This is a genomic window from Desulfocicer niacini (assembly GCF_054657595.1).
In genome coordinates this window covers 1-22313 of the sequence record NZ_BAAHYK010000038.1, presented here as the reverse complement: position 1 = coordinate 22313, position 22313 = coordinate 1, and the positions used below count along the sequence as shown (strand labels likewise).

General features: G+C 49.2%; 21 protein-coding genes. 3 read left to right on the top strand and 18 right to left on the bottom strand.

Annotation, left to right across the window (positions count from 1 at the left end; translation table 11 throughout):
* Genes rplS through ffh form a run of 7 tightly spaced genes read right to left on the bottom strand, consistent with a single transcriptional unit; the run spans position 1 to position 4153 of the window.
* On the bottom strand, positions 1-348 hold the full coding sequence (rplS, locus tag ACYQ2M_RS18350) for a 50S ribosomal protein L19 (protein ID WP_459917831.1): 348 nt from the start codon (positions 346-348) through the stop codon (positions 1-3).
* A gap of 36 nt (positions 349-384) precedes the next feature.
* Complete coding sequence (locus ACYQ2M_RS18345) at positions 385-963, bottom strand: RNA methyltransferase (RefSeq protein WP_459917830.1); 579 nt, start codon at positions 961-963, stop codon at positions 385-387.
* A complete protein-coding gene (trmD, locus tag ACYQ2M_RS18340) occupies positions 950-1759 on the bottom strand; it encodes a tRNA (guanosine(37)-N1)-methyltransferase TrmD (protein ID WP_459917829.1) in 810 nt (269 codons plus the stop codon). The genes ACYQ2M_RS18345 and trmD overlap by 14 nt, the downstream gene beginning before the upstream one ends.
* 2 nt (positions 1760-1761) lie before the next feature.
* Entirely contained in the window at positions 1762-2268 is a 507-nt protein-coding gene (rimM, locus tag ACYQ2M_RS18335; RefSeq protein ID WP_459917828.1) for a ribosome maturation factor RimM, read from the bottom strand.
* A 4-nt stretch (positions 2269-2272) separates the two neighbouring features.
* Positions 2273-2503, bottom strand: a complete 231-nt coding sequence (locus tag ACYQ2M_RS18330; RefSeq protein WP_084069837.1) for a KH domain-containing protein — start codon at positions 2501-2503, stop codon at positions 2273-2275.
* A 54-nt stretch (positions 2504-2557) separates the two neighbouring features.
* Complete coding sequence (rpsP, locus tag ACYQ2M_RS18325) at positions 2558-2812, bottom strand: 30S ribosomal protein S16 (protein ID WP_459917827.1); 255 nt, start codon at positions 2810-2812, stop codon at positions 2558-2560.
* A gap of 15 nt (positions 2813-2827) precedes the next feature.
* Entirely contained in the window at positions 2828-4153 is a 1326-nt protein-coding gene (gene ffh, locus ACYQ2M_RS18320; protein ID WP_459917826.1) for a signal recognition particle protein, read from the bottom strand.
* Between the two features lie 111 nt (positions 4154-4264).
* On the opposite strand from ffh, the gene rlmN reads away from it, so the two are divergent.
* Complete coding sequence (rlmN, locus tag ACYQ2M_RS18315; RefSeq protein WP_459917825.1) at positions 4265-5302, top strand: dual-specificity RNA methyltransferase RlmN; 1038 nt, start codon at positions 4265-4267, stop codon at positions 5300-5302.
* Positions 5303-5467: 165 nt separating this feature from the next.
* On the opposite strand, the gene ACYQ2M_RS18310 is transcribed toward rlmN, so the two are convergent.
* The 4 genes from ACYQ2M_RS18310 to ACYQ2M_RS18295 form a co-directional block, all read right to left on the bottom strand.
* Positions 5468-6463 carry a tRNA 4-thiouridine(8) synthase ThiI gene (locus tag ACYQ2M_RS18310; protein ID WP_459917824.1) on the bottom strand — a complete coding sequence of 332 codons (996 nt, stop codon included), beginning with the start codon at positions 6461-6463 and terminating at the stop codon, positions 5468-5470.
* Positions 6464-6678: 215 nt separating this feature from the next.
* Positions 6679-7041 carry an Hpt domain-containing protein gene (locus ACYQ2M_RS18305; RefSeq protein ID WP_459917823.1) on the bottom strand — a complete coding sequence of 121 codons (363 nt, stop codon included), beginning with the start codon at positions 7039-7041 and terminating at the stop codon, positions 6679-6681.
* A 59-nt stretch (positions 7042-7100) separates the two neighbouring features.
* Positions 7101-7727 (bottom strand): hypothetical protein, encoded by a 627-nt coding sequence (locus ACYQ2M_RS18300; protein ID WP_459917822.1) that lies wholly within the window; start codon positions 7725-7727, stop codon positions 7101-7103.
* A 187-nt stretch (positions 7728-7914) separates the two neighbouring features.
* Positions 7915-9762: an acyl-CoA dehydrogenase gene (locus tag ACYQ2M_RS18295; RefSeq protein WP_459917821.1), complete on the bottom strand. Its 1848-nt coding sequence runs from the start codon at positions 9760-9762 to the stop codon at positions 7915-7917.
* A gap of 182 nt (positions 9763-9944) precedes the next feature.
* On the opposite strand from ACYQ2M_RS18295, the gene ACYQ2M_RS18290 reads away from it, so the two are divergent.
* On the top strand, positions 9945-10784 hold the full coding sequence (locus ACYQ2M_RS18290) for an MBL fold metallo-hydrolase (RefSeq protein WP_459917820.1): 840 nt from the start codon (positions 9945-9947) through the stop codon (positions 10782-10784).
* 134 nt (positions 10785-10918) lie between these two features.
* Here the strand turns inward: ACYQ2M_RS18290 and ACYQ2M_RS18285 are convergent, their stop codons facing one another.
* From ACYQ2M_RS18285 to ACYQ2M_RS18265, 5 genes are all read right to left on the bottom strand, one after another.
* Positions 10919-12709, bottom strand: coding sequence for a DUF6178 family protein (locus tag ACYQ2M_RS18285; RefSeq protein WP_459917819.1), 1791 nt, complete (start codon positions 12707-12709; stop codon positions 10919-10921).
* A 338-nt stretch (positions 12710-13047) separates the two neighbouring features.
* Positions 13048-14298 carry an AmpG family muropeptide MFS transporter gene (locus tag ACYQ2M_RS18280; protein WP_459917818.1) on the bottom strand — a complete coding sequence of 417 codons (1251 nt, stop codon included), beginning with the start codon at positions 14296-14298 and terminating at the stop codon, positions 13048-13050.
* 7 nt (positions 14299-14305) lie between these two features.
* Entirely contained in the window at positions 14306-15988 is a 1683-nt protein-coding gene (locus ACYQ2M_RS18275; protein WP_459917817.1) for a radical SAM protein, read from the bottom strand.
* Between the two features lie 225 nt (positions 15989-16213).
* The gene (locus tag ACYQ2M_RS18270) at positions 16214-16801 is read right to left on the bottom strand and encodes a nitroreductase family protein (protein ID WP_459917816.1); all 588 of its coding nucleotides are present in this window, start codon (positions 16799-16801) and stop codon (positions 16214-16216) included.
* A 71-nt stretch (positions 16802-16872) separates the two neighbouring features.
* On the bottom strand, positions 16873-17511 hold the full coding sequence (locus ACYQ2M_RS18265) for an XTP/dITP diphosphatase (RefSeq protein WP_459917815.1): 639 nt from the start codon (positions 17509-17511) through the stop codon (positions 16873-16875).
* A 570-nt stretch (positions 17512-18081) separates the two neighbouring features.
* Between ACYQ2M_RS18265 and ACYQ2M_RS18260 the strand changes: the two genes are divergently transcribed.
* Positions 18082-18720: a YiaD family glycine zipper/OmpA-like lipoprotein gene (locus tag ACYQ2M_RS18260; RefSeq protein ID WP_459917814.1), complete on the top strand. Its 639-nt coding sequence runs from the start codon at positions 18082-18084 to the stop codon at positions 18718-18720.
* Positions 18721-19395: 675 nt separating this feature from the next.
* Here the strand turns inward: ACYQ2M_RS18260 and ACYQ2M_RS18255 are convergent.
* Together ACYQ2M_RS18255 and ACYQ2M_RS18250 are read right to left on the bottom strand one after the other, a co-directional pair.
* Positions 19396-21036, bottom strand: coding sequence for a pyridoxal-dependent decarboxylase (locus ACYQ2M_RS18255; protein WP_459917813.1), 1641 nt, complete (start codon positions 21034-21036; stop codon positions 19396-19398).
* A 141-nt stretch (positions 21037-21177) separates the two neighbouring features.
* Positions 21178-22313, bottom strand: a 1136-nt coding sequence (locus ACYQ2M_RS18250; RefSeq protein WP_459917812.1) for an MFS transporter, incomplete at its 5' end; no start/stop codon positions are given.

The following is a 22313-nucleotide window of genomic DNA, read 5'->3' as shown; positions in this document are numbered from 1 at the left end:
TTAAACGATACGTCTTTCTTTAATTCTGGCCGCCTTACCCCGCAGATTTCTGAGGTAATAAATTTTGGAGCGTCGAACGCGACCATGGGTTACTACTTCAATCTTATCAATGGCAGGCGAATTCAAGGGGAAAATTCTCTCCACACCCACGCCGCCGGATATTTTTCTGACGGTGAAACGGGCACCGGTCATTCCACCGGTCTTTTTAATGACAACACCCTGGAATATCTGAATACGTTCCTTTTCACCCTCTTTGATTTTTGCATGAACCTTGATGGTATCCCCTGCCCTGAAATCGGGCATATCAAGACGCAACTGCTCCATTTCCAACCGTTGCAATACATTCATTTTTAATTATCCTCCAAACACTATTTTATTCAACTCTCATGAGTCGACACAATTTCTGTCATGGCAGATCCGGTCCAGAATAATGGACACCGCAGATCGCACCGAAAGGTGATTATAGCCGTTGATCCCCTGAACAGGTTCAAGTATATAATCACAGTTCTGTATAAATTCCGAAGACATCCCCCAGGCAGTACCAAAGGTAATGATATGGGAGGCATCATTTTCAAGCTGCCGTGCCATGGTTTTAATGGGCACGGAATTATCATGGCGCACGGCACTGGTGGCTATGGTCACCACCGGCATGTGACGTTCATTTTTAATATCTTGAACCGCATCTTCAAAGGTGGACACCACCCGAATCAATTCCAGGGCCTGTTTCCGAAAAGGATTCAGGACGCCTCCCACGCCGTCGGTCCAATGGGCTATCACCTCATGGGCCAGCACCTGCTGATCCATGAGAGGGGTCACCACATAAAACCCCTTTACGCCAAAGGTAATGGCCGCCCTTGCAATGTCATGCATATCAATGGTGGTCAGGGCCGATGCAATGGTATTTCCCTTTTTATTGGATACCGGGTAATGGATCAGCGCCAGATAAAGATTATTCTTTGACAAGTGCTTCAATCTCCCTGCACCACATTTTAAGACAGGCCTTTTCATCGGCGCTCAGTTTCTCTTTATGGAAAAGATCAGGCCTTTTTATAAATGTACGCTTCAAAGAAGACGACTGACGCCATTTTTCAATTTCTCCATGGTTTCCGGACAACAGCACCTCGGGCACCGTCATGCCTTTGAATTCAAAGGGACGGGTGTAATGGGCATGCTCCAGGCGATGGTGCTGAAAGGAATCCATTTCAGCAGACAATTCTCCACCCAGCACACCCGGCAGTAAGCGGGTCACCGCATCCATGATCACCATGGAAGCAAGCTCACCACCGGTCATGACATAATCACCTATGGACACTTCTTCATCCACCACGTCATGGTAAATACGCTCGTCTATGCCCTCATATCTGCCGCACACGAAAATGAGGTTTTCACCTCTGGCTGCAAACCTTTGGGCATGCTTCTGCTCAAAGGGCTTTCCCTGGGGAGACATGAGAAGCACCCGGGCATCTCCAGTTCTTTTCCTGGCTTCATCAATGGCCCGGGACAGTGGCTCCGGGGTCATGACCATGCCGCATCCCCCGCCATAGGGTCTGTCATCCACACTTTTATGGCGATCAACAGCAAAATCCCGGATATTGATACAGCTGCCTGCAATCAAAGACTTTTCCCGGGCACGGCCAATGATACCATGATCAAAAAAAGCAGACAGAAGTTCAGGAAAAAGGGTCAGAACGGTGAATTGCATACCGTTTTTTTTCCCCGAATTTTCTGTTTCCCCGGGGGCAGTAATGTCCAGAACCATGCTTACAGGCCTTCCGGCAGATCAATGCGCATGGTGCGGGTTTCAAGATCAATATTCAGAACCACATGGGCAAGATAAGGAACCAGCACCTCTCTTTTCCCGCCTGTTACCACAAACACATCATTGCTTCCCGTGGGCATCACATGATCAATGGTCCCCAGAATACCCTGATGGATATCGGTTACCGTCATGCCCACCAGATCTTTCCAGTAATAGGTATCCGGCTCCAGCTCCGGCAGGTCTTCACTTGAAATAAGGATTTCATGCCCCACAAGGGTTTCTGCCACATTGACATCTACGCCTTCCAGCATCAGCAGCAATCCTTTTTTGTGGGGAGATGTCCGAATAGCCGTGTACCACTGCCCCCGGCCTTCGGGTGGACGTATAAACAGCCGGGAGCCGGGTTCAAAGGGCGCTGTGGAGTCTGCATGGGATTTCACCTTCAAAAACCCTTTTAAACCGTGAACGCCCGAGACATAACCCATGGTCAGCAGAACAGATGAATCCATTTACTTATTCCACAATCTCCAGCACGGTTCGTTTTTTCAACTTTGCCGATGCCGCACTTAAAATGGTTCTCATGGCCCGGGCAGATCTGCCCTGTTTTCCAATCACCTTTCCCAAATCCTCTTTTGCCACCTTCAATTCCAGTACTGATGTCTTAGTCCCCTCAACTTCAGAAACTTCTACCGCCTCAGGATTATCAACCAGCGCCTTTGCAATGTATTCAATCAGATCCTTCATAAATCCATCTCCTTCTATTGGGGTGTTGAGAATTTGGATGATCCACACAACTTATCAGGCAGGATTGGAACCAAAACCCTGCTTTTTAAGCAGGCTTTTCACGGTGGTTGTCGGTTGTGCACCTTCGCCCATCCAGTATTTGATTCTATCTTCTTTCAGTGTCACAGCAGCAGGGTCCACCATGGGATCATAGGTTCCCAAGGTCTCAAGAAATCTGCCATCTCTGGGGTACTCTGAATCTGCTGCCACAATTCTGTAAAAAGGCTTCTTTTTTGCACCGCGCCTTGCCAATCTGATCTTTACCGACATATCGTTCTTTTCTCCTTAAAACGGCAGCATGCCCTTTAATGATCGCATGCCACCTTTATTAAACTTCTTCACCATTTTCATTGTCTGGGTGTAACTTTTGAGAAGCTTGTTCACATCCTGCACCGTGACGCCGCTTCCCTTTGCTATTCTTTTTTTTCTGCTGCTCTTGATAATTCCATGATTTTTACGCTCATCCGGGGTCATGGAATTGATAATTGCCTCGATCCGCACAAATTCGCGCTCATCAATGTTTATACCTTTGAGCTGCTTGCTGTTCACCCCTGGCAGCATCCCGATAAGATCCTTGATGGAGCCCATTTTTTTAACGGATGCCATCTGATCCCGGAAATCCTCCAGGGTAAACTGATTCTTTTTCAATTTCTTTTCAAGGGCTTCAGCCGCCTTGACATCCACCGCCTCCTGGGCCTTCTCAATAAAAGAAAGGGTATCTCCCATGCCCAGAATCCGTGAAGCCATGCGTTCGGGATGAAAAGGTTCAAGGTCCGTTGACTTTTCTCCCACACCGATGAACTTCAAGGGTTTTCCCGTAACCGCCTTGATGGAAAGGGCCGCACCGCCCCTGGCATCTCCATCCATTTTGGACAGAACAACCCCATCAAGTCCCACCGTTTTATCAAAGGAACCGGCAATATTCACCGCATCCTGACCGGTCATGGCATCCGCTACCAGCAGGATTTCCGACGGGTGAACCCCTTTTTTTATAACCTGAAGTTCCGCCATGAGCGCTTCATCCACATGAAGTCTGCCGGCGGTATCCAGAATCAATATATCATATCCTTTTTCTCTGCCCATGGCAACTGCCTGTTCACAAATGGCAAGGGGCAGCATGTCCGTGGTTGATGGAAACACGGGCAGATCCAGCTGTTTTCCAATTTTTTTCAATTGGTCAATGGCGGCGGGTCTGTACACATCCACGGGCACCAGGAAAGGTTTCTTTCCTTTTTTTCTTAAATAAAGGCCCAGCTTACCTGCGGTGGTGGTTTTACCCGACCCCTGCAGGCCCACAAGCATGACAGCAAAAGGGGATCTTCCCTCAAGATTGAGTCCTTTGTGGGAATCCCCCATCATCCGGGTAAACTCATCAAACACAATCTTGATAACCTGCTGTCCGGGGCTGAGGCTATGCATCACCTCCTGGCCCAAGGCTCTCTCTTTTATATCGGATATAACTTTTTTTGCAACCCTGTAATTAACATCTGCCTCAAGAAGCGCCATACGAACCTGCTTTAACCCCTCTTCAATATTCTTCTCCGTCAGGGTCCCACGGCCTCGCAGTTTCTTGAATGCTGAATTTAACTTGTCACTTAAGTTGTCAAACATGAAATAAAGTCACACCTCTGGCATTGATTAAAAATTCTTGAATTTAATATGAATCCCGTGATAAGTCAAGGAAAAACAAGTGCACATGAATGCAAAGGAATCACATAGAACATGATGGAAGATATAAAAAATTACAGCCGCACCGACCTGGAAAAATGGTTTACAGATCAGGGCATGAGGTCCTTTCGGGCAGGCCAGATATTTAAATGGATTTATCTGCGCCAAGCGGATTCTTTTGAAGAAATGACCGACCTTGCCAAGGACTTAAGGCAACGCCTTGAGACCCGTTTTTCCATTCCACGTCTTGATATTGAGCGCACCGAAGTCTCAGCGGATGGGACAGAAAAACTGCTGTTCCGGCTGATTGATGGAAAATACATTGAGGCGGTACTAATTCCCCAGAAAGACCATTACACCCTGTGCATATCCTCCCAGGCCGGATGCCGTCAGGCCTGCAGATTCTGCCTCACGGCCAAGGGCGGATTTCAAAGAAACCTTACCTGTGCGGAAATCGTCTCCCAGGTGCGGGATGCCAGGCGTTACCTCAAAGAAAAGCATGAAAATACCCCGCTTTCCAACATCGTATTCATGGGAATGGGGGAACCCCTGGATAACTATGATGCCGTGATCAAGGCCCTTTCCATCATAACAGACAGTGATTACGGATTAAAATTTTCCCCCCGCCGGGTCACAGTATCCACCTGCGGCCTGGTACCGAAAATTCTTCGACTAGGGCAGGACACAGAGGCTAACCTTGCTGTCTCCCTCAACGCAACCGAAGACGCAACCAGGAGCGAACTGATGCCGGTGAACCGCAGGTACCCCATGGCGGATCTGCTGGCGGCCTGCCGCAATTATCACATGAAACCCCGGAATAAAATCACCTTTGAATATATTCTGATAAAGGGTATCAATGACACCGACGAAGACGCCCATCGCCTGGTGCGCCTGCTGGCCCCCATCAAGTCCAAGGTGAACCTGATTCCCTTTAATCCCCATGAAAAAAGCCAGTTCGAACGCCCCACGTCAGCGGATGTAAGCCGGTTCATGCAGATCCTTCTGGATCGACAGGTCACCGCCATTGTCCGGAAAAGCAAGGGGGACGACATCTCCGCCGCCTGTGGCCAGCTCAAGGCTAAAATGGGGTAAATATTCGGGCACCCCATCTTCACTCATTTGGGCCTGCTCACATAGCAATAGGATGCTACGCAGTCCCAACTAAGCGAATATGGGGCACTGGCCAAACATTTACAGAACCAACCCTAATATTCACAAAATGGGACTTGATAATGACCTTGCTCAGGAACGGCGGTCCTAAAGATAGGAAATGAGATCCTTCAATGCCGCTGTTTTCATTACCGGCACGGTGAGGATCTCTTTTTTTTGGGGAAACCGGGCCATTACCTGGGTGGGTTTATCAGGATCTGCTTTGGTATAGCCGGCGCAGATGGAGGCGGCCAGACGTACCATATCTTCCCTGCCTCCGCCGGGCATGATCACAAGGGGGCCTGGCAAAACGGCATGGCGTAACCGGATGTCTTTCCGGGGACTGTAAAGATCAAAAAGTGCCTGATTTTCGGCCTTGGTCCGGCCCACCACAATGCGGGTGTCCGGGGCAAGGCGGATATGACGACCATGGCTGAGCATATAAAGTTCCCGGGTGTCATAGGTTTTCTGCACATACAAAAGATCCCGGAGTCTCTGGGAAAATCCCTTGTCCGTGAGCAGACATCCCCCGGCCGGTGCAGGATATTGGGTTACCCCCATCTCCTTTGCCAGGGCAATCTGCACCTTCCTGGAGCGTCCGGATATATCCAGCAGTTTTTCCCGGTCCACCAGGCCCTGCTGCTCCATGGGGGTTTCAGAAAAAAGTCGGGCACTTAAAGGTCGCAGGATATGCCCCTTAAACCCGGAATTTTTTGCCACATAATTCATGGAATTTTTGGTCTGGGACATGGGACGCTGTCCTGCTACCTCACCGCTGAACAGAAAATCAAACCCTTCCCGTTCCATGATACCACCCGCCTGGGCAAACATCAGTGCATGACAATCCATACAGGGATTCATGTTCTTGCCATAACCTGCCGGCGGATTTTTCAACATTTCCATGTAAATGTCTGTAATGTCTTCCACACGGATGGGAATATGGTTTTGTTCGGCTGCCAGAAGGGCTGCATCTGGGGAGAAAAAAGGGGTTTTAAAAGTTATCCAGGTTACATCTATCCCCTGATTTCTCAAAACCAGGGCCGCAAGGATACTGTCAAGCCCGCCGCTTGACAGACCCAATGCACGCACACAATTTTTTGTCATAATTTACAACTCATTCACGCCGCAAAAGGCGTTGAAACTTTTACCTTTTATATGGTCAACCATAAAAATCCAAATAAATACAGCGCCATTCATCAAAACACGTATAATGGAAAAAAGGCCTTAAAAAAAGCCTTATATATAGTATATGGGCTGTGGAGTCATACAATCTCAGTAGCCATTCAGCACGTTTATTTATAAAGAAATAAAGGGTGTGTTTAAGTCAACAGCTGGGAGGCCATATAGTCTTCCAAAGCCCGACATTCTGCTTCAAGGGATTCAAGATCCGATGGGACTGTGGACAAATCGCCAGATCTACCAGAGGACTCCAGCCGCGACACAATATCAAGTGCACGGACTGCCGCCAAATATTGCAGACTGCCCTTAAAGCTGTGAGCTGCATAGCAAAGCGCCATGGCATCATCAGCATCTGCCGCAGAGACAATCGCTTTAAAAAAGTCCGGCCATGCTTCAATAAAATCAGCAAAACAGTCATGGATAAGCGATATGTCTCTGTCCATGATTTCCATGAGCTCGACCGTATCAATCCCGGCAAATGCCCCATCAGGTGCGTCCGCCATAAGAAAATTCTCCTTTTTTTATCCACACCATATTTAGCAGAAAAAAAATGGCTAAGCGATTACTTTTTATCTTCCCAAAAGGCACTACCCTCATCGGCCATAGAGTCAAACTCGTCGTCATCTGACTTATCTTTAAAAAACAAGGTCTCCAGATCCACATCATCATCCTCATCAGAGGAGGGTGTCAAATCTTCTTTGCGAGATGAAATGGACGTCTTTTCCTCAGGTTTATGCTCATGCAAAAGGTCGTTGAGTTCCAGCACACCTGCGTCGTCATCATTGGATTCAGAACTCTTCTCAAGAACAGGGGCGCGACGATCAGAATCCTGCGCCTTCTTTTTTCTCTTTTGAACCTCCGAGGTAGCAGGGGAAACCGCATGTTTCTCTCTTTCCGAATCAACTGACGAACGATTGTCCATGCTAACGTTTGGCAGAGCCACTTCATCGGAAACAAGAGTCCCATTACGATCAAAGGTAATACTCACGTCCATAGCACAATAGAGATCCATTCTGAAAGCGACTTTGTTCTCATGTAAAACCAGTTCACCGCCTCTTGACTCAATGGCACACTGCTTCATCTTTCTCGTCACCACGTCCCGAATGGCATTCCAGTCAAGATGGTCCTTGACAGCATTTAAAAAGGCCTTTTCTCCGGACTTTACCACTTTTGAATCCGTAATTTTCATGCAGCACCTCATTATGTCAATAAAATTAATCCAATATTATCCCATCTGGAATCCGTTGCCTTTGGTTGTTCATAGACATACCTACAATTTTTGTGACCCTTTGTCCAGCGCATTCAATTAAAAAAAACCGACCATTCCCGGTATGGAAATGGTCGGCGGATATAATTTAATTAAAAAACAATGCAGATTATCTGGAGCCAAAGGAGGCTTCAGGCATATCCTCCACCGCAGTTTCGCCTTCCACAATGGCATTCATTTTTGCAAGGGCCGAGGGCAGCAGGGTATTAATAAAAAAAGCAGCCGTCTTGATCTGTCCGGCATAATAGGCAACATCTTTATTCTTCTCAGCCTTGGCGGCGATGGTCTCGGCATCCAGACCACCTGCTTTTTTGGCCAGGCGGGGAGCTGCCACGGACGCCCGCCATAAAAGCATCCACGCCATGGTGAGATCTCCGGTGGCCTCCAGGAAAGGATGGGCAAAGGCATAGGCATTCAGGGCTTCACTGGACCGGGCGCGTTTTCCGATGATTTCGGCAGTGGCTTTAAATGTTTCCATGGCGGATTCCACTTTCAGCGCAAGGGTTTCAACCCCTTCAATGCTTTTGGCTTCAGCCACTGTCTGTGCCATCATGTCAACAAAATAGCCAAAGGATTTTCCCTTTTTCATGGACAGCTTCCTGCCCAGAAGATCCATGGCCTGGATACCGTTGGTCCCCTCATAGATCATGAAAATCCTGGAATCACGCATAAGCTGTTCAACGGGAAATTCCTTGATGTATCCATAGCCCCCATACACCTGAACCCCGTGGCTGCATACTTCAAGGGCCTTGTCTGTGACATATCCCTTGACAATGGGGGTAAGCACCTCAATAAGATCGCTGTATTTTTCCCGGTCTTCGTCCGAAGTGGCCGTGGCTTTAAGATCAGCGCATTTGGCATTAAGGTACAAAAGGCTTCTCATGCCATCCACCAGGGCCTTCATGTTCAACAATTGTCGTCTCACGTCGGGATGCTGGATGATGGGCACACTCTTTGCCCCGGGTTCCCGGCCGGAAACCATGTTTCTTCCCTGAATCCGGGTGCGGGCATAATCCAGGGCATACATATAGGATGCCGTGGCCACACCAAAAGCCTGCAGACCCACAAAGGCCCGGGCTTCATTCATCATACGGAACATTTCCGGCATACCCTTGTTGATCTCACCCAGAAGGGTACCAATGCATTCTCCCTTTTCTCCCATGGTAAGGGTGCAGGTGGCATTGCCGTGGATGCCCATTTTTTCTTCTATGCCGGTGCAAACGATATTATTAAAATCTCCAAGACTGCCATCGGCATTGACGAAATATTTAGGTACCAGAAAAAGCGAAATCCCCTTGGTACCTTCGGGAGCCCCCTCAATGCGGGCCAGCACCGGATGGATGATGTTATCCACCAGATTATGCTCCCCTGCGGAGATAAATATTTTGGTTCCCTTAATGCTGTAGGTACCATCGTCATTAAGGGTGGCAGTGGAGTTCAGGGCGCCCACATCGGAACCGGCTTCGGGCTCGGTGAGCAGCATGGTGCCGCCCCACTGTCCGGAAAACATCTTTTCCATGTAAAGGGCCTTCTGTTCTTCGGTGCCGAACTCCTCCACAAGCTTGGCTGCCCCATGGGTCATACCACTGTAAAGCATGAAGGAAGGGTTGGCACCCACCAGATATTCATTGGCGGCAATCCCCGCAAGCTTTGGCATGCCCTGCCCCCCCACATCGGGATCATCACACATGGCAAGCCACTCACCCTCGCAATAAAGCTTCCAGGCACGCTGAAAGCATTCCGGGACAGTGACTTTTCCGTTTTCCAGCACACATCCCTCTTCGTCTCCGGGCTTTTGTGTGGGTAGAATTTCTTTCACCGCAAGATTTCTTGCCTCGGATACAATGAGATCCACGGTCTTTTTATTAAATTCAGCAAACAGTTTGTCTTCAACCAGCCCCAGCTGTTCGTGGAGTACAAAATCAATGTCTCTTCGGTCTGAAATCAACTGCGCCATAAGTGAATTCCCCCTTTTTTTACATTTTTTTCGTTTATTTTTTTCGCTCCAGATAGTAATGTCCTAAGCCAAGAAAAGGCGAATGTCAACATATGGTTGATTCATTTTTTTATGGACTATAAAACTATGATGTGGTAGCCAGATATTAGGGTGCGACGTCAATTTTTGAATAGGAAAAACCCATGAAGATTAAATGCTGGGGATCCAGAGGATCCATCGCCGTTGCCGGCAGTGAATACAGCAAATTCGGAGGCGAAACCACCTGCATACAGGTAATTGCCAAATCCGGAGAAAACGTCATAATTGATGCGGGAACCGGTATACGAAAATTGGGTATTGACCTGTTCTCCAGCGGTCAGCAAAAATTTTATCTTCTTATCACCCATGCCCACTGGGATCATATTTCTGGCTTTGCCTTTTTCAAACCGCTGCAGAATCCGGATGTCACTCTGGTGGTTCAAAACAGTCTATTTGCTGATACCACCGTTGAAGAGATTTTTAAACGTCTGGTCCACCCCCCATTTTTTCCAATCACCATGAAGGATCTTGAGGCCACCATACAGTACAGAAATAATATGACCAACCAGTTTTCCATAGGATCTTTAAAAATCTCCACCATTGCCCTGAACCATCCAGGTGGCGGGCTGGGATACAAATTCACCGAAAATGGAAAATCCTTTGTATTTCTCACAGACAACGAACTTGGCCATATCCATCCCGGCGGACAGGGCCAAAACGTCTATGAAAACTTCTGCCAGGATGCAGACCTTGTCTTCCACGACGCGGAATTCACCCCTGGGGAATATCCAGGCAAGACCGGATGGGGGCATTCTGCCTACACAGATGTGGTGAATCTTGCCCTTAAGGCCCGCGTAAAAACACTTGGCTTATTTCACATCAACCAGGAAAGAACCGATGCGGAAATGGACAAAATCGTCGATCATTGCCGTCGGATCATCAAGGACAAGGGGGGAAAAACAGTCTGCATGGGTGTGGCATGCAACATGGAATTCACCCTTTAATTTTTCAGAGAGTTATCATAACATATGCCCCCCGGCACAGCTGAAGGACCAATGGGGTAAAGTGTGATCAGACCGGGGGAACGCCTGGTTTATGGGCATTGGTCCCCCACCCAGTTATTCAAAGATGCATATCCTCAGGATAGCAGAAAATGGGTGGTCATCAATGCTGGCTCAATATCTGATTCATGGACTGTACCAAACTCTTCTTCAAGCTCATCAAACAGTGCCGTCACCACATCGGAAATGATACTGCACATTTCCTTATTTCCAGCGGCCTGCTCCAGCCACTGGATGAAATTGATTCTGGTATCCTCTGAAATACGCCCCTTTTCTTCTCCGGATGTGCCAAAAAGTGCTGCAAAAAAAGCCCGAAACCGGGAATGGGGTATCATATCCAAAACACAATCCATATCCATGCATGCCCGGGCCCAAAGGGTCAGCAGAACAGATTTCCAGGTAACTATGGATGAAATTTCCAGAGATAATTCAGGATCCATGTCCTGCAACAGAGTGTCCACGGCCTGGATACGGGCAATCTCCCGTGTAATTTTTACCAGGTCATGGGAAGTGGCAAACGGCCGGTACAGTACGCCTGAAACATAGTTATCAAAATACAGGGGACGGGGCAGAAGAAGTCCTCCCACAACCCCCAGCCAGTTTTCCCCGAGAAAAGTTAAAGCAAGCCCCCGGGAAGCCAACCAGCTGTCTTCATACCATTTTTCGGCAGCTGTTTTAAGATGCACACCGGCACCGGCACCCACCCGGAAAATATCCCCGAGACAATAGCCTGTTATAATGGCCGATGCGTGGTGTGGCAGGCATTCTTCAGATTGCCCGTGGATAACTTCAAGGCCCACGGAAAGATAATCACAGGTTTTTCCAACCATTTTGTCCATGTCTTGCCGTGAACGGATGCGCACCTTATCAGCGGCAATAAGCTGGTTCACCAGGGCGGCAAATTCAGCCTGAAGATTCATCAGGATGTTTTCTTCCTGCACACCCTGAAGACCCTTTGCAAACAGACTGTCATGGGGCATAAGGGTTTCTGCAAAACCCGGGGCTACAGGCAGATCAGTTCCCAGACGGGGCAATTTAAGCCAGGACGTCCCCCGGGGGGAAAGATCCTCACGGGCCATGGGTTGGTACACACCGGCAGCTTCATAATGGGGCAAAAATCCCTTTTCCGCCAAGCGGACATTTCTGAGACGATACTGCTCTTCCTCCACCTCTGCGGGTATGACGGCGGCACTTTCCAGCAGCACTGCCTGACATACGGAAAGATCCATTTCTGCCAGGGAATTGAGCATCCCGGTGATGAGGGTTTCAGCCTGTTCCCGGTTCTTTTCCAGCTCACCTGCGGGATCGGCTTCGTCTTCATCCCCCATGGTCAAAAGAGCCATGCCCGTAACCACCTCCTTTACCCGCTCGGTTACTTCAGGAAATCTGAAGTAAAATTGATGATCCAGCGTGGTAAAGTCATCTCCAAACTCCGATGGGTCCTGGTCATGCTCCAGGATGCGGATATCCATGCTTTTAAAAAAATAATATTCCAGCAAATCGGGTTTTTCCATTATTATCCATCGAAGAAGGCGCTGGGGATCTGCCTTGAAAAGCAATTCCAGGGTCTCGGTCATCCGGGGAAGATCCATGCGATCCCCCTGCCAGACATCCATGTCCAGAAAATATTCCCACTGGCGAGAAGATGCCAGGGCAAGCACGGGGGAAAAATCATCGGAACCGATGTGGTGCATCAGATAGTAGAGATCCTGATCCGGAAAGGATTGGATAAGCGTGGCGGGCTGGTCAGCCCCCAGGATGGCCTCAAGGGCCTGTTCCGGCTCCCGGGCAAGGATTTGTGATCGTTTTCCTGAAAGAGCCTTCTCTTTTCTGATGGCATTAGCCACCTGATAGTCCATGTTCTGCATCGTTTTTTTCCCGGGATATTATTTATGAATCACAACTTAGGTCGTAAATTCTCATTTTTCAAACTGCATGTACGGCTTTAAATTTCGGGCTTGGTCACAAGCCTGATCCAATTGGCCCGCCAAATGAGACGGGTGGCCCATATTGTGATCCCGCTCGAATTGTAAATATTGGGGTTAATCGTGTAAATGTTTGCACACTGAACCATATTTGCCTGTTAGGGGTGCGTCGCATGCGAATGCCATGTGAGCAAGCCAAAACAAGTGTAGATGGGGTGCTGACCGAATACTTACAAACAATTGTCAATGAAGTCATAAAGATAGGACAGTTGGTACGGGTGTCAATGGTCTGTCTCATTCCAGGGGGCACATTTCACCAGCAGGACCATTCCGGGTAAAGCTGCCAGAGTGCAGGCAATAAAAAAAGCCTCCCATCCAAGATGTTTAGCAAAAAAACCCGTGGGGGCCGCGGCCAGAACCCTTGGTATTCCCATGAGGCTTGAAAGAAGTGCATACTGGGTGGCGGTGAACCGTTTGTCCGTCAAGGCCGCCATAAATGCCACGTAAGCAGCGGTGCCCATGCCCGAAGACAAATTTTCAAAGGCAATAACCCCGGACAAAAGACCTATGCTGTGTCCCACCAAGGCAAGCCAGGCAAACCCGGCAGTGGAAAGGGCCTGGAGTCCCCCGAAAATCCAGAGACTTCTGTTAATTCCAAGTTTCAACATCAATATCCCTCCGGTAAAGGTACCGGCCAGGGTGGCCCAGAAACCAAAAAGCTTCACCACAGCCCCCACCTCGGTCATAGTAAACCCCAGGTCCAGATAAAAAGGGGTGGTCATGGCAGAGGCCATGGTGTCCCCGATCTTATAGAGCATGATAAACAAAAGAATTAAAAGGGCTCCCTTCCGGGAAAAATATTCCTGCAGGGGTTGAAACACGGCTTGGGCAAGGGTGACGGGCTGCCCCGGGGCTTTTTCCGGTTCCGGTGTCATCACCGTGGCCACGAGGCCGGGAATCAAGGAGGCGGCCATGATCAGATAAACAAATAAAAAAGAGATGTGATCCGCAAGAATAAGCCCCCCTCCGGAAGCCAGCAGCATGCCGGCCCGATATCCGTAGATATACAGGGAAGATCCCAGGCCCAATTCTTCATCGGTTAAGTCCTCCCGGCGGTAGGCATCCACCACAATATCCTGGGAGGCGCTGCAGAAGGTAACCAGGAATGCGGCAAAAGCCACCATCCAGGGTGATCTGGCAGGATTCATGCAGCCCAGAAGGGCAATGGACAAAATAAGAGCCATCTGGGCCACCAAAAGCCATCCCTTTCGCCTGCCAAGGAACGGCAGGGTAAACCGATCAAACAGGGGCGCCCAAATAAATTTCAAGGTATAGGGAAGCCCCACCAGGGAAAAAACACCGATAACCGTTAAATCAACCCCGGCTTTTTTCATCCAGGCCTGGAGTACGGAGATGGTTAAAAGCAGGGGAACCCCACAGGAAAATCCCATGATCAGGGCCACCCCCATTTTTCTGCTGAGCATCTGCCGTATCATGGATCTATCAGAGGTGTGATGATCATCTGCTGTCATGTTTTTATCAAGCTCCTTTACGTCTGCAGGCATCCAGATAGGGTTTTATATCACCATGATCTTGAAATTTTTCAAGAAAGGGCATGGCATTCCTGAAACGTCCAAGGTTCATGAGGCTGACGGCCATGCAGATGTTAAGGTCTTTATTTTCCCCGAAATGCATCAAGGCCGTTTCCATCAGTGCCACGGCTTTATCAAAATGTCGCAGGGTTTGATGGAGCATGCCCAACCCCAGGTACGCCCTGGCATCCGGTGCATAGGCCAGTGCCCGATCATAAAGAATCGCCGCTGTTTTCAAAGAATTTTTCACCCGGGGATGCCGACTGTAATCCCCATGGCTGAAGGTCATGGCCAGCCGGGACAGGAAATCAGCATGAAAGGGATAAAGTTCCCGGTTATCCACAAGCTCAATATTAAGGGCATACTGCTGCACCCGGGAAAAAAAGGTGTTGCGAATTTTTTCACCGAACTTACCAACCTGCTCCAGATTCAGGTTCGGGTCCAGCTGGAACCAGGGAATATCCTCAATTTTTTCCCTCCACACATCCGAAGACAACTGGCCCTGGGATAAAAGATCATTGTACAGTCCGGTACCGGGAAAAATCACCAGCATGTAAGACACCAGGCTCAGGGGTTTTATCTGCTCAATGAGATCAATGGTTTCGTTAATGGTTTCCGGGGTCTCTCCGGGGGAACCGTATATGATATAAGCCCGGGGCATCATGCCAAAGGCCCGGGTCATTTCAAAAGCCTTTACAATACGCTTTGTTTTAAAGGGTTTCCCAAGGGTTTTTCGGATTGTTTCAGATCCGCTCTCCACCCCGAAGCTTATCTGAATACACCCTGCCCGACGCATGTGAAACAAAATTTCCTCATCAATGAAATCCACCCTGGAAATGGCCACCCAGGTGCAGACAAGGTTACGCTCACGGATCTGTCGGCAAACGTCAAGGACCCGAGTCTTGTCCATGGTGAAGGTATCGTCGGACACAAAAAAATGCGTGATGCCCCGCTGGATGAGCAGGGCCATTTCTTCCACAAACCAGGTGGCGGAATGAAAGCGCACCCGGGATCTGCCCCAGAAATCCGGGGAACCGCAGAACCGACACCGTCCCGGACACCCCCGGGAAAGGCTTATGTGCTGGTGGTCATAATAAAGGGCCGGATGCACAAGGCAATCCAGATCCGCCACAAGCACGGGGTCGCCGGTGTTCACAAAGGTATTCCCATGGCGGAACACAAGTCCTTTGATGTGCTCCGGAGGACTTGAGGTCCTGGAGGCGATATGATCCACCAGCTGACAGAAACTGCTTTCCCCCTCCCCCTTTACAACGTAATCCAGGGCCGGACACACAGAAAACAGATGATCATCAAGAAAGGTGGCAGCAGGTCCCCCGAACACCACAGTTACATCCGGATTGATCTTCTTTGCAAGGACAGCTGCATCCATGGCACAATGTCTGCCGGCATTGAACACAGAAAAGCCCATAATATCGGGCAGATGCTGTTTTAAAAGGGTTTCCAGGTGATTTAACGGATCTGGTACCGCAGCAAGGTTTACCATGGTGACCTCAACACCTTTATGTTTCAAAAGAGCTCCCAGGTAATAGAGGCCCATGGGGACAACCCGGGCATCGTCATCGGTGATGCGAGGGTCCAGGCAGGCGGGATTGATCAAATAGATATGCAAGACTTAAATCCTTTTCACACGAATATTGAGGTTTATCCCCTGTCCGGAAAGATGAAGTCAGGTCTTCATCCCCGCAGGTGTCCAGCGCAATGGAGGGCTTGATCACAAGATCTGCCAGCCTTAACATTGGACTTGGCCATAGTTTAGGCCACTCGTCATCGTTGGTGGGGCGACGGGTTCAGGCCTGTGATCAAGCTCCTTGATGGGATTAAACCATCAGGAAGATCAATGGGCGGCGATCAGAACCTCTTCAAGGGATCGTTTGGGCACATGATGCACGCCGTCTTCATCCCGCCAGTAACGAATGCTGCCGTCTTCTCCCACCGGCTCCAGTGTCACCTGCTCCAGGGGTTTTCCAAGGGCAATCACCAGAAGCACCTCCTGGTGGGAAGGAAGGCAAAGATAAGATCGCAGTTTTTTATGATTGATGGCGGCAAAAATGCATCCCCCAAGCCCCTGCTCCCTTGCACCCAGAAGAAGGGTCTGTGCCGCAATGCCATGGTCACACCGGAAATTGTCCGTGATGGTCGTATCTCCCATGATCACCACATAACCTGTGGGTCTTTGTCCGGGCTCCGGGCCTTTCCATTTGGGCAGGTAGGCTGCCCAGGCCAGACAAGAAAAAATCTCCCGGTTTTTTTCTTCGTCCGTGGACACAATATATTTCAATGGCTGAAGATTACCCGCCGAGGCCACATTTCTTGCCAGATCAACCAGTTCCTTAAGGGTATCGGTTTTAATTTTCACGGATTCGTCAAAGCGTCGATAACTTCGATTTCCCATGACCAGTTCACGTATTGATTTTTTTTCCATTTTTTTACCTGTGTTGTTTAATGGGGACCTGGTGGCAACATCTGTCTGTCATCATTGGCAGACCAATGGGATCAGGACTTACAGGGAACCGTTTCCAGGCGTGGCATGTTGATATCCAGCCAATCCAGAATTTTATCAAATTCCTGGGCCACCTCCTGCAATGCCTTTCCCCGGTGACTCACCCGGCTCTTTTCCGCCATGGGTACCTCGGCAAAACTTTTCCCAAAGGCCGGGAAAAAAAACAGAGGATCATACCCGAAACCGTTATCTCCCCTGGGTGAATCCAGGAGTTCACCTTCACATCTGCCCTCGTAGGTCAGGGCCGCACCGGTTGGAATTGCAATGGAAATAACACATTCAAAGGCAGCCCTTCGATCCTTTTTCCCCTGCATTTCCCGCAGCAATTTTTCACAATTTTCGGCATCGGTGGCGGTCTCCCCGGCATACCGTGCAGATCTTACGCCGGGTTCACCGCCAAGGGCCTCCACCACAAGACCGGAATCATCTGCCATGGCGGGATATCCCAGAACCCTGGCGGCAAAAGCGGCCTTTTTATAGGCATTGTCATCAAAGGTTTCACCGTCTTCCTCCACCTCCGGAATGGGACCAAAATCATCCAGATTCCTGATCTCTATGGGAAAGGATTTTAATATTTCCCGGATTTCCCTGGTTTTACCTTTATTTCTTGTTGCAAGTACAATGATATTCATTGGTTCACCTTTTTATGTTTTGTGTTACGCTCTCGTCAGTCATAAGTTCTCCGGTTTGCCAGCACATAATGTGCTTTTTGAAACTCTTGATCGGCACATGCAATATCAAAGATGAGAATTTACAAGTCATGGGTAGGCTCCATCACCAAGTTTTTAAACTTAATTTTTACTCAACCTTCGGACTTCATTTCATGCGCCAACGGGGTCAGACTGTACAACTCCCCAAGGTGGCCTGTGTTATGCTCAGACCCGTTAACAGGACTGAATCAACATCCGGGCACACCGGCAAAATATACGTCACAGGCCAATTTTTGTAAAGGCGATATCCCCATTGCATCTCCGGGTGTTTCAATTTCGGTCCTGAGCAGCAAAGCCCAGGCCCATTGAACCGGCAATTGTGACGGCTGAGAAAGAGTGTGATAAACCCTGATTTTTATTTTAACTGTTGATAAAAGCCGCAACACAGATTAAATTCAGAAAAGAGAGTATAAAACGCAATGATCCAATGCTATGTTGTGATCAAGTTCGTTTTTAAATGAAAGTCAAATCTAAAAGAATCGGGAGTATAACATGAAAAATTTTCATCTTGCCTGTGTGATTATTGTATGCTTTTTCATCGCAGCCTGTGCCGGCACAACCAACCAGGAACGAAAAACCAAGGAAGGGGTGGCCATCGGGGCCGGAGTGGGAGCTATTCTGGGACAGGTCATCGGTGGAGACACGGAAGGCACCCTGATCGGGGCTGGCATCGGGGCTGCTTTGGGTGGTCTTGCCGGTAACCAGATCGGTGCCTACATGGACCGCCAGGAAGCGGAACTGAGAAATGTGGTGGCGGCATCGGAATCGGCCAGCATCACCCGGTCCCAGAACGTTTTGACGGCCACATTTAAGTCAAACATGTTTTTTGACACCAATTCGTCCATCTTAAAACCCGGCGCATATGCAGAACTGGACCGGGTGGCCAGAGTACTGCGGGAGTATCCCCAGACCCGTATTCGTGTGGAGGGCCATACAGATACCAAGGGTTCGGCGGAATATAACATGGTGCTGTCTGAAAAAAGAGCCCAGGCGGTTGGTGATGCCCTGATCCAGCGCGGCGTGGACCCGGCAAGAATTCAGATGATGGGCTATGGAGAATCCCAGCCCGTTTCCTCCAGCGATGCGGATAACCGACGGGTGAATATTGTTATCATCCCCCTGGAAGCCTGATAATGAATAACCCCGTTCCCAGGAACGGGATATACCGTGTTCTGTCGAGCGCATTCCCATTTTCCCGGCTTGACGCTTAATCAGGGAGGGGTCAGGCTTGCGTTATTGGTACTTTTGTTTAAATTCGCCTTTAAACACAGATTCTTGACAAAATCATAGAGCCTGATAAAAAAACTCAGGCTCTAATACCACATAGCCTGACCCCGTTGGCTCCGCCAATTATGACAAATAAAGCATATTGTGAGCAAAGCGGGAAAATGGGGGAGGCGCCCGTTCTGTCTGTGGCTTCTTTATATGAATAAGTAGGTACTGGATCCTAACAGCGACTGCTTTTTCATAATTCGTAGTGTCCGTCGGGACATGGCTTTTTATATTAAAAGGTAGCCTCCAAGTTTACCTCAGCAGAGCTCCCCCGATGGGCAATAGGAACCGGTCAATCGAGCCGCCTACGGTTCCGGGCCGGGCCCATTGCCTGTCGGGGGGGCGGCATGATGCCATTTGGCTCCGCGTCTACGACCCAATTCTCGTTGTGTCGCCAGGCCGACATGGTGGTTATATGAGAATGCCGACAGCAGAGCCCCCCAACGGTCACCAGGTCCGGGTGACCGTTGGGGGCGGTATAATGCCATTTTCAATCTTCGTTGTGACAGCTGGTTATAAAAAAAGCAACGTCAATCAAGCCTGAAAAAAGCCATCGGCAAGGATCTCTTTTGCAATGATCTCCTGCTCGTCGAGCACCTCATTGAGGATCTTTATATCCGTCATGGGATTCATAATCACTGCTCTCAGCACCACCTGCCCTTTCATATCTTCGAGGCTCCGCCGAATGCGGGTCCTTGACACAAAGCTTTTTCCGGCTTCCCGCTGTTGACGCTGCACCCGGATATTGAGCTGATCCACCCCCTCTTCCAGCTGTTTTATCTCCTGAGCAGATCCAGACATTATTTGTTCCCGTATCCATGGGGGTAAAATTCTATAGGTCAGAATATTGAGCTCAGGTTCTGTTACCACTTCAAACATGACCCGTGATCCAATGGCCTGGCTGAACTCCCTGGCCGTTTCAATGCCATGGTCCACCATGAGACCATATCCCCTTGTACCCATAATCTTAAGGGAGCTGTCCAGAATCAGTGAATTGGCCTCCCTGGAACCCTCCAGGGTTTTGATACCCAGATCCACACTGCCCTGCCTGTTAACATAATTGGCATGGTAGGCAATGGCATCCATGGCCAGGGGATCACGAAAATACACCATGCCGCAGGTCATGGGCATGTAAAACTGCTTGTGCCCATCAATGGTTACGGAATCCCCCCGTTCAATACCCTTAAGCTTATGGGCATATCGCTCGGATAGCATCACCGGGCCTCCCCAGGCGGCGTCCACATGGAAATGAATCCCATGCTCCCCGCAGACATCGGCAATGGCATCCAGGGGGTCTACAATGCCTGTTTCCGTGGCACCTGCAATGCCCACCACTGCCACGATACCGGTATCTGCCTTTTGTTTCAGCTCGCAGATGGTCTGATTGAGTTTTACGGCATCCAGTCGGTGACGGGCATCCACATCAACGGGGATGACATTATGGTGTCCGATGCCAAGAATACCCCCGGCTTTTTTCAGCGAGAAATGCCCCCGGGGGGAGGCCAGAATCACGGCCCGCTTCATGTTGTAAGCCCCCAGGGCTTCCACAATTCCCCGGGCCTCCACCCCCTTAAATCCGTCAAAGGGTTTCAACAAGAGATTTCTGGCCACCCACAGGGCCGTAAGGTTTGCCGTTGTTCCCCCGGTGGTAAAAGATCCAAGGGAGGTATCCGTGCTCTGAACATGGGTCTGATAGAACCCTTCACTGTTTTTATATATCAACCGGTGGATCTTGGCCAGCACCTGTTTTTCCAGCACAGACAGAACTTTTGAAGTTTCAAGCTTGATCACATTCTGGTTCAGGGCCGCCACAATGGCCTTTAAATGAACCATGAAAAAAGGAATGGCCGCCGTCATATGACCCACAAAATAAGGAGAGGCCACATTAACGGCCCGGGGGGCGATACCTTCAATAATGTCAGATATCACATCTGCCAGTTTTTTCTCGGGATGGGGGCTGACCACCGTGTCCTTGTAAAGATTTGTCAAATCCTTGAGACTGATGGCCTCGGTGACCCCCACATGGTTGTTTAAAAAATCATGGAGGCCGAAAAGCATCTGTTCCATGTACTTGATCAAGGTCTGTCGGGAAGCATCATCCTCCGGTCGTATGAATATCCGCTGCAGTGTCGCCCAGTCGGCAACCAGATATTTCTTTGTCTGTTGTATTTCCATTTGTTTTATCACAATTTAATCCAATCCAGAATCTGGGTTCCCTTCCCGGGTGGCTAAAAAAATAGGCTTGATCACAAGCCTGCCCCCATTGGCCCACCGATTGTGACGGGTGGACAATCTTGTGATCAAGCCCACTTTAGGTTATTCACTGAAAGCATTTTTCCTATAAAGATACATCATCATTCCCCCCCCTGACATGGCAACACCGGCGCTTGCCAGAAACAAATATCCCCCCCATGCATCATAGAAAAGACCGCTGAAAAAGAAGCCAAGCATCATGCCTGCACCATAGGTCACAGCATTGTTCAGCGCCTGCCCCACGGTTTTCCCGCCTTCGGGTGACAGTCTTTCAATGGCCAGAATACTTGCCACATGAAATGCCCCATAACTGAAGGCATGGAGCAATTGAGAAAATAGAATCACCATAGCAGATGAGGCAAAAAACAACAACGACCAGCGAATGGATGCAGCGGCAAAGGAAAACACCAGTACGCTTCGAATTTGAAAATGCCGAAAAATCCGGTCTGAGCACGCCATGACGCCGATTTCCGCAAGGGACGCCAGCCCCCATGCAAGGCCGGTGAACCCGGTGGCATGGCCCATGCCCTCAAGATAAATGGAAAAAAATCCATAATAGGCTCCATGACTGACCAGCATGAGAAATGCCGCCACAAGAAACAGGATGGTGTTCAGAGAAAAAAACCGCCCCAAATCTCCATGGGAAACGGTCTTTCGCATCTTTCTTATGCCCGGTGGCATGGCGAATGACAGAACAAACTGCAAAAAACCACCCACCAGAATGAGGGGAATGATAAGGTCAGTGTCGGTTTCTGATAATAGTCGACCCAGACCCACGGCCATTAAAATAAAGGCAATGGACCCCCAGGCCCGGGAAGCCCCGTATTTTTTCTTTTCCGCCCCCAGAATATCCATGGCAAAGGCTTCAATAAAGGCAATAATAGGAGAAAAAAAGATGGAATGGACAGCCAGAATAAGCAGAATGGGAAGAAATCCCCGGGAAAAAAAGAAAAAAGACCATACCAGGGCACTTGCAAAGGAACAGCATACCAGAATGGATTTCCGAGCGTTTAATTTATCCGCAGCCATGGCCCACAGAATGGGGAAAATCACCACTCCGGCGGTTTTCACAGTGGAAAGGATGCCAATCTGCATACCTGAGAACCCCAGGTGGTGGCAGAACAGGTTAAAATAGGGTAGGAAAATGCCAAGGGTCCCAAAATAAACAAAATAATGGGACCCCAGTATTAATTTCAAAG

Bases quoted from the DNA above. Each gene is read 5' to 3' on its own strand.
- rplS (WP_459917831.1), bottom strand. From the start codon at position 348: ATGAATGTATTGCAACGGTTGGAAATGGAGCAGTTGCGTCTTGATATG.
- trmD (WP_459917829.1), bottom strand. From the start codon at position 1,759: ATGGTTCTGGACATTACTGCCCCCGGGGAAACAGAAAATTCGGGGAAA.
- rimM (WP_459917828.1), bottom strand. From the start codon at position 2,268: ATGGATTCATCTGTTCTGCTGACCATGGGTTATGTCTCGGGCGTTCAC.
- ACYQ2M_RS18330 (WP_084069837.1), bottom strand. From the start codon at position 2,503: ATGAAGGATCTGATTGAATACATTGCAAAGGCGCTGGTTGATAATCCT.
- rpsP (WP_459917827.1), bottom strand. From the start codon at position 2,812: ATGTCGGTAAAGATCAGATTGGCAAGGCGCGGTGCAAAAAAGAAGCCT.
- ffh (WP_459917826.1), bottom strand. From the start codon at position 4,153: ATGTTTGACAACTTAAGTGACAAGTTAAATTCAGCATTCAAGAAACTG.
- rlmN (WP_459917825.1), top strand. From the start codon at position 4,265: ATGATGGAAGATATAAAAAATTACAGCCGCACCGACCTGGAAAAATGG.
- ACYQ2M_RS18310 (WP_459917824.1), bottom strand. From the start codon at position 6,463: ATGACAAAAAATTGTGTGCGTGCATTGGGTCTGTCAAGCGGCGGGCTT.
- ACYQ2M_RS18305 (WP_459917823.1), bottom strand. From the start codon at position 7,041: ATGGCGGACGCACCTGATGGGGCATTTGCCGGGATTGATACGGTCGAG.
- ACYQ2M_RS18300 (WP_459917822.1), bottom strand. From the start codon at position 7,727: ATGAAAATTACGGATTCAAAAGTGGTAAAGTCCGGAGAAAAGGCCTTT.
- ACYQ2M_RS18295 (WP_459917821.1), bottom strand. From the start codon at position 9,762: ATGGCGCAGTTGATTTCAGACCGAAGAGACATTGATTTTGTACTCCAC.
- ACYQ2M_RS18290 (WP_459917820.1), top strand. From the start codon at position 9,945: ATGAAGATTAAATGCTGGGGATCCAGAGGATCCATCGCCGTTGCCGGC.
- ACYQ2M_RS18285 (WP_459917819.1), bottom strand. From the start codon at position 12,709: ATGCAGAACATGGACTATCAGGTGGCTAATGCCATCAGAAAAGAGAAG.
- ACYQ2M_RS18280 (WP_459917818.1), bottom strand. From the start codon at position 14,298: ATGACAGCAGATGATCATCACACCTCTGATAGATCCATGATACGGCAG.
- ACYQ2M_RS18270 (WP_459917816.1), bottom strand. From the start codon at position 16,801: ATGGAAAAAAAATCAATACGTGAACTGGTCATGGGAAATCGAAGTTAT.
- ACYQ2M_RS18265 (WP_459917815.1), bottom strand. From the start codon at position 17,511: ATGAATATCATTGTACTTGCAACAAGAAATAAAGGTAAAACCAGGGAA.
- ACYQ2M_RS18260 (WP_459917814.1), top strand. From the start codon at position 18,082: ATGAAAAATTTTCATCTTGCCTGTGTGATTATTGTATGCTTTTTCATC.
- ACYQ2M_RS18255 (WP_459917813.1), bottom strand. From the start codon at position 21,036: ATGGAAATACAACAGACAAAGAAATATCTGGTTGCCGACTGGGCGACA.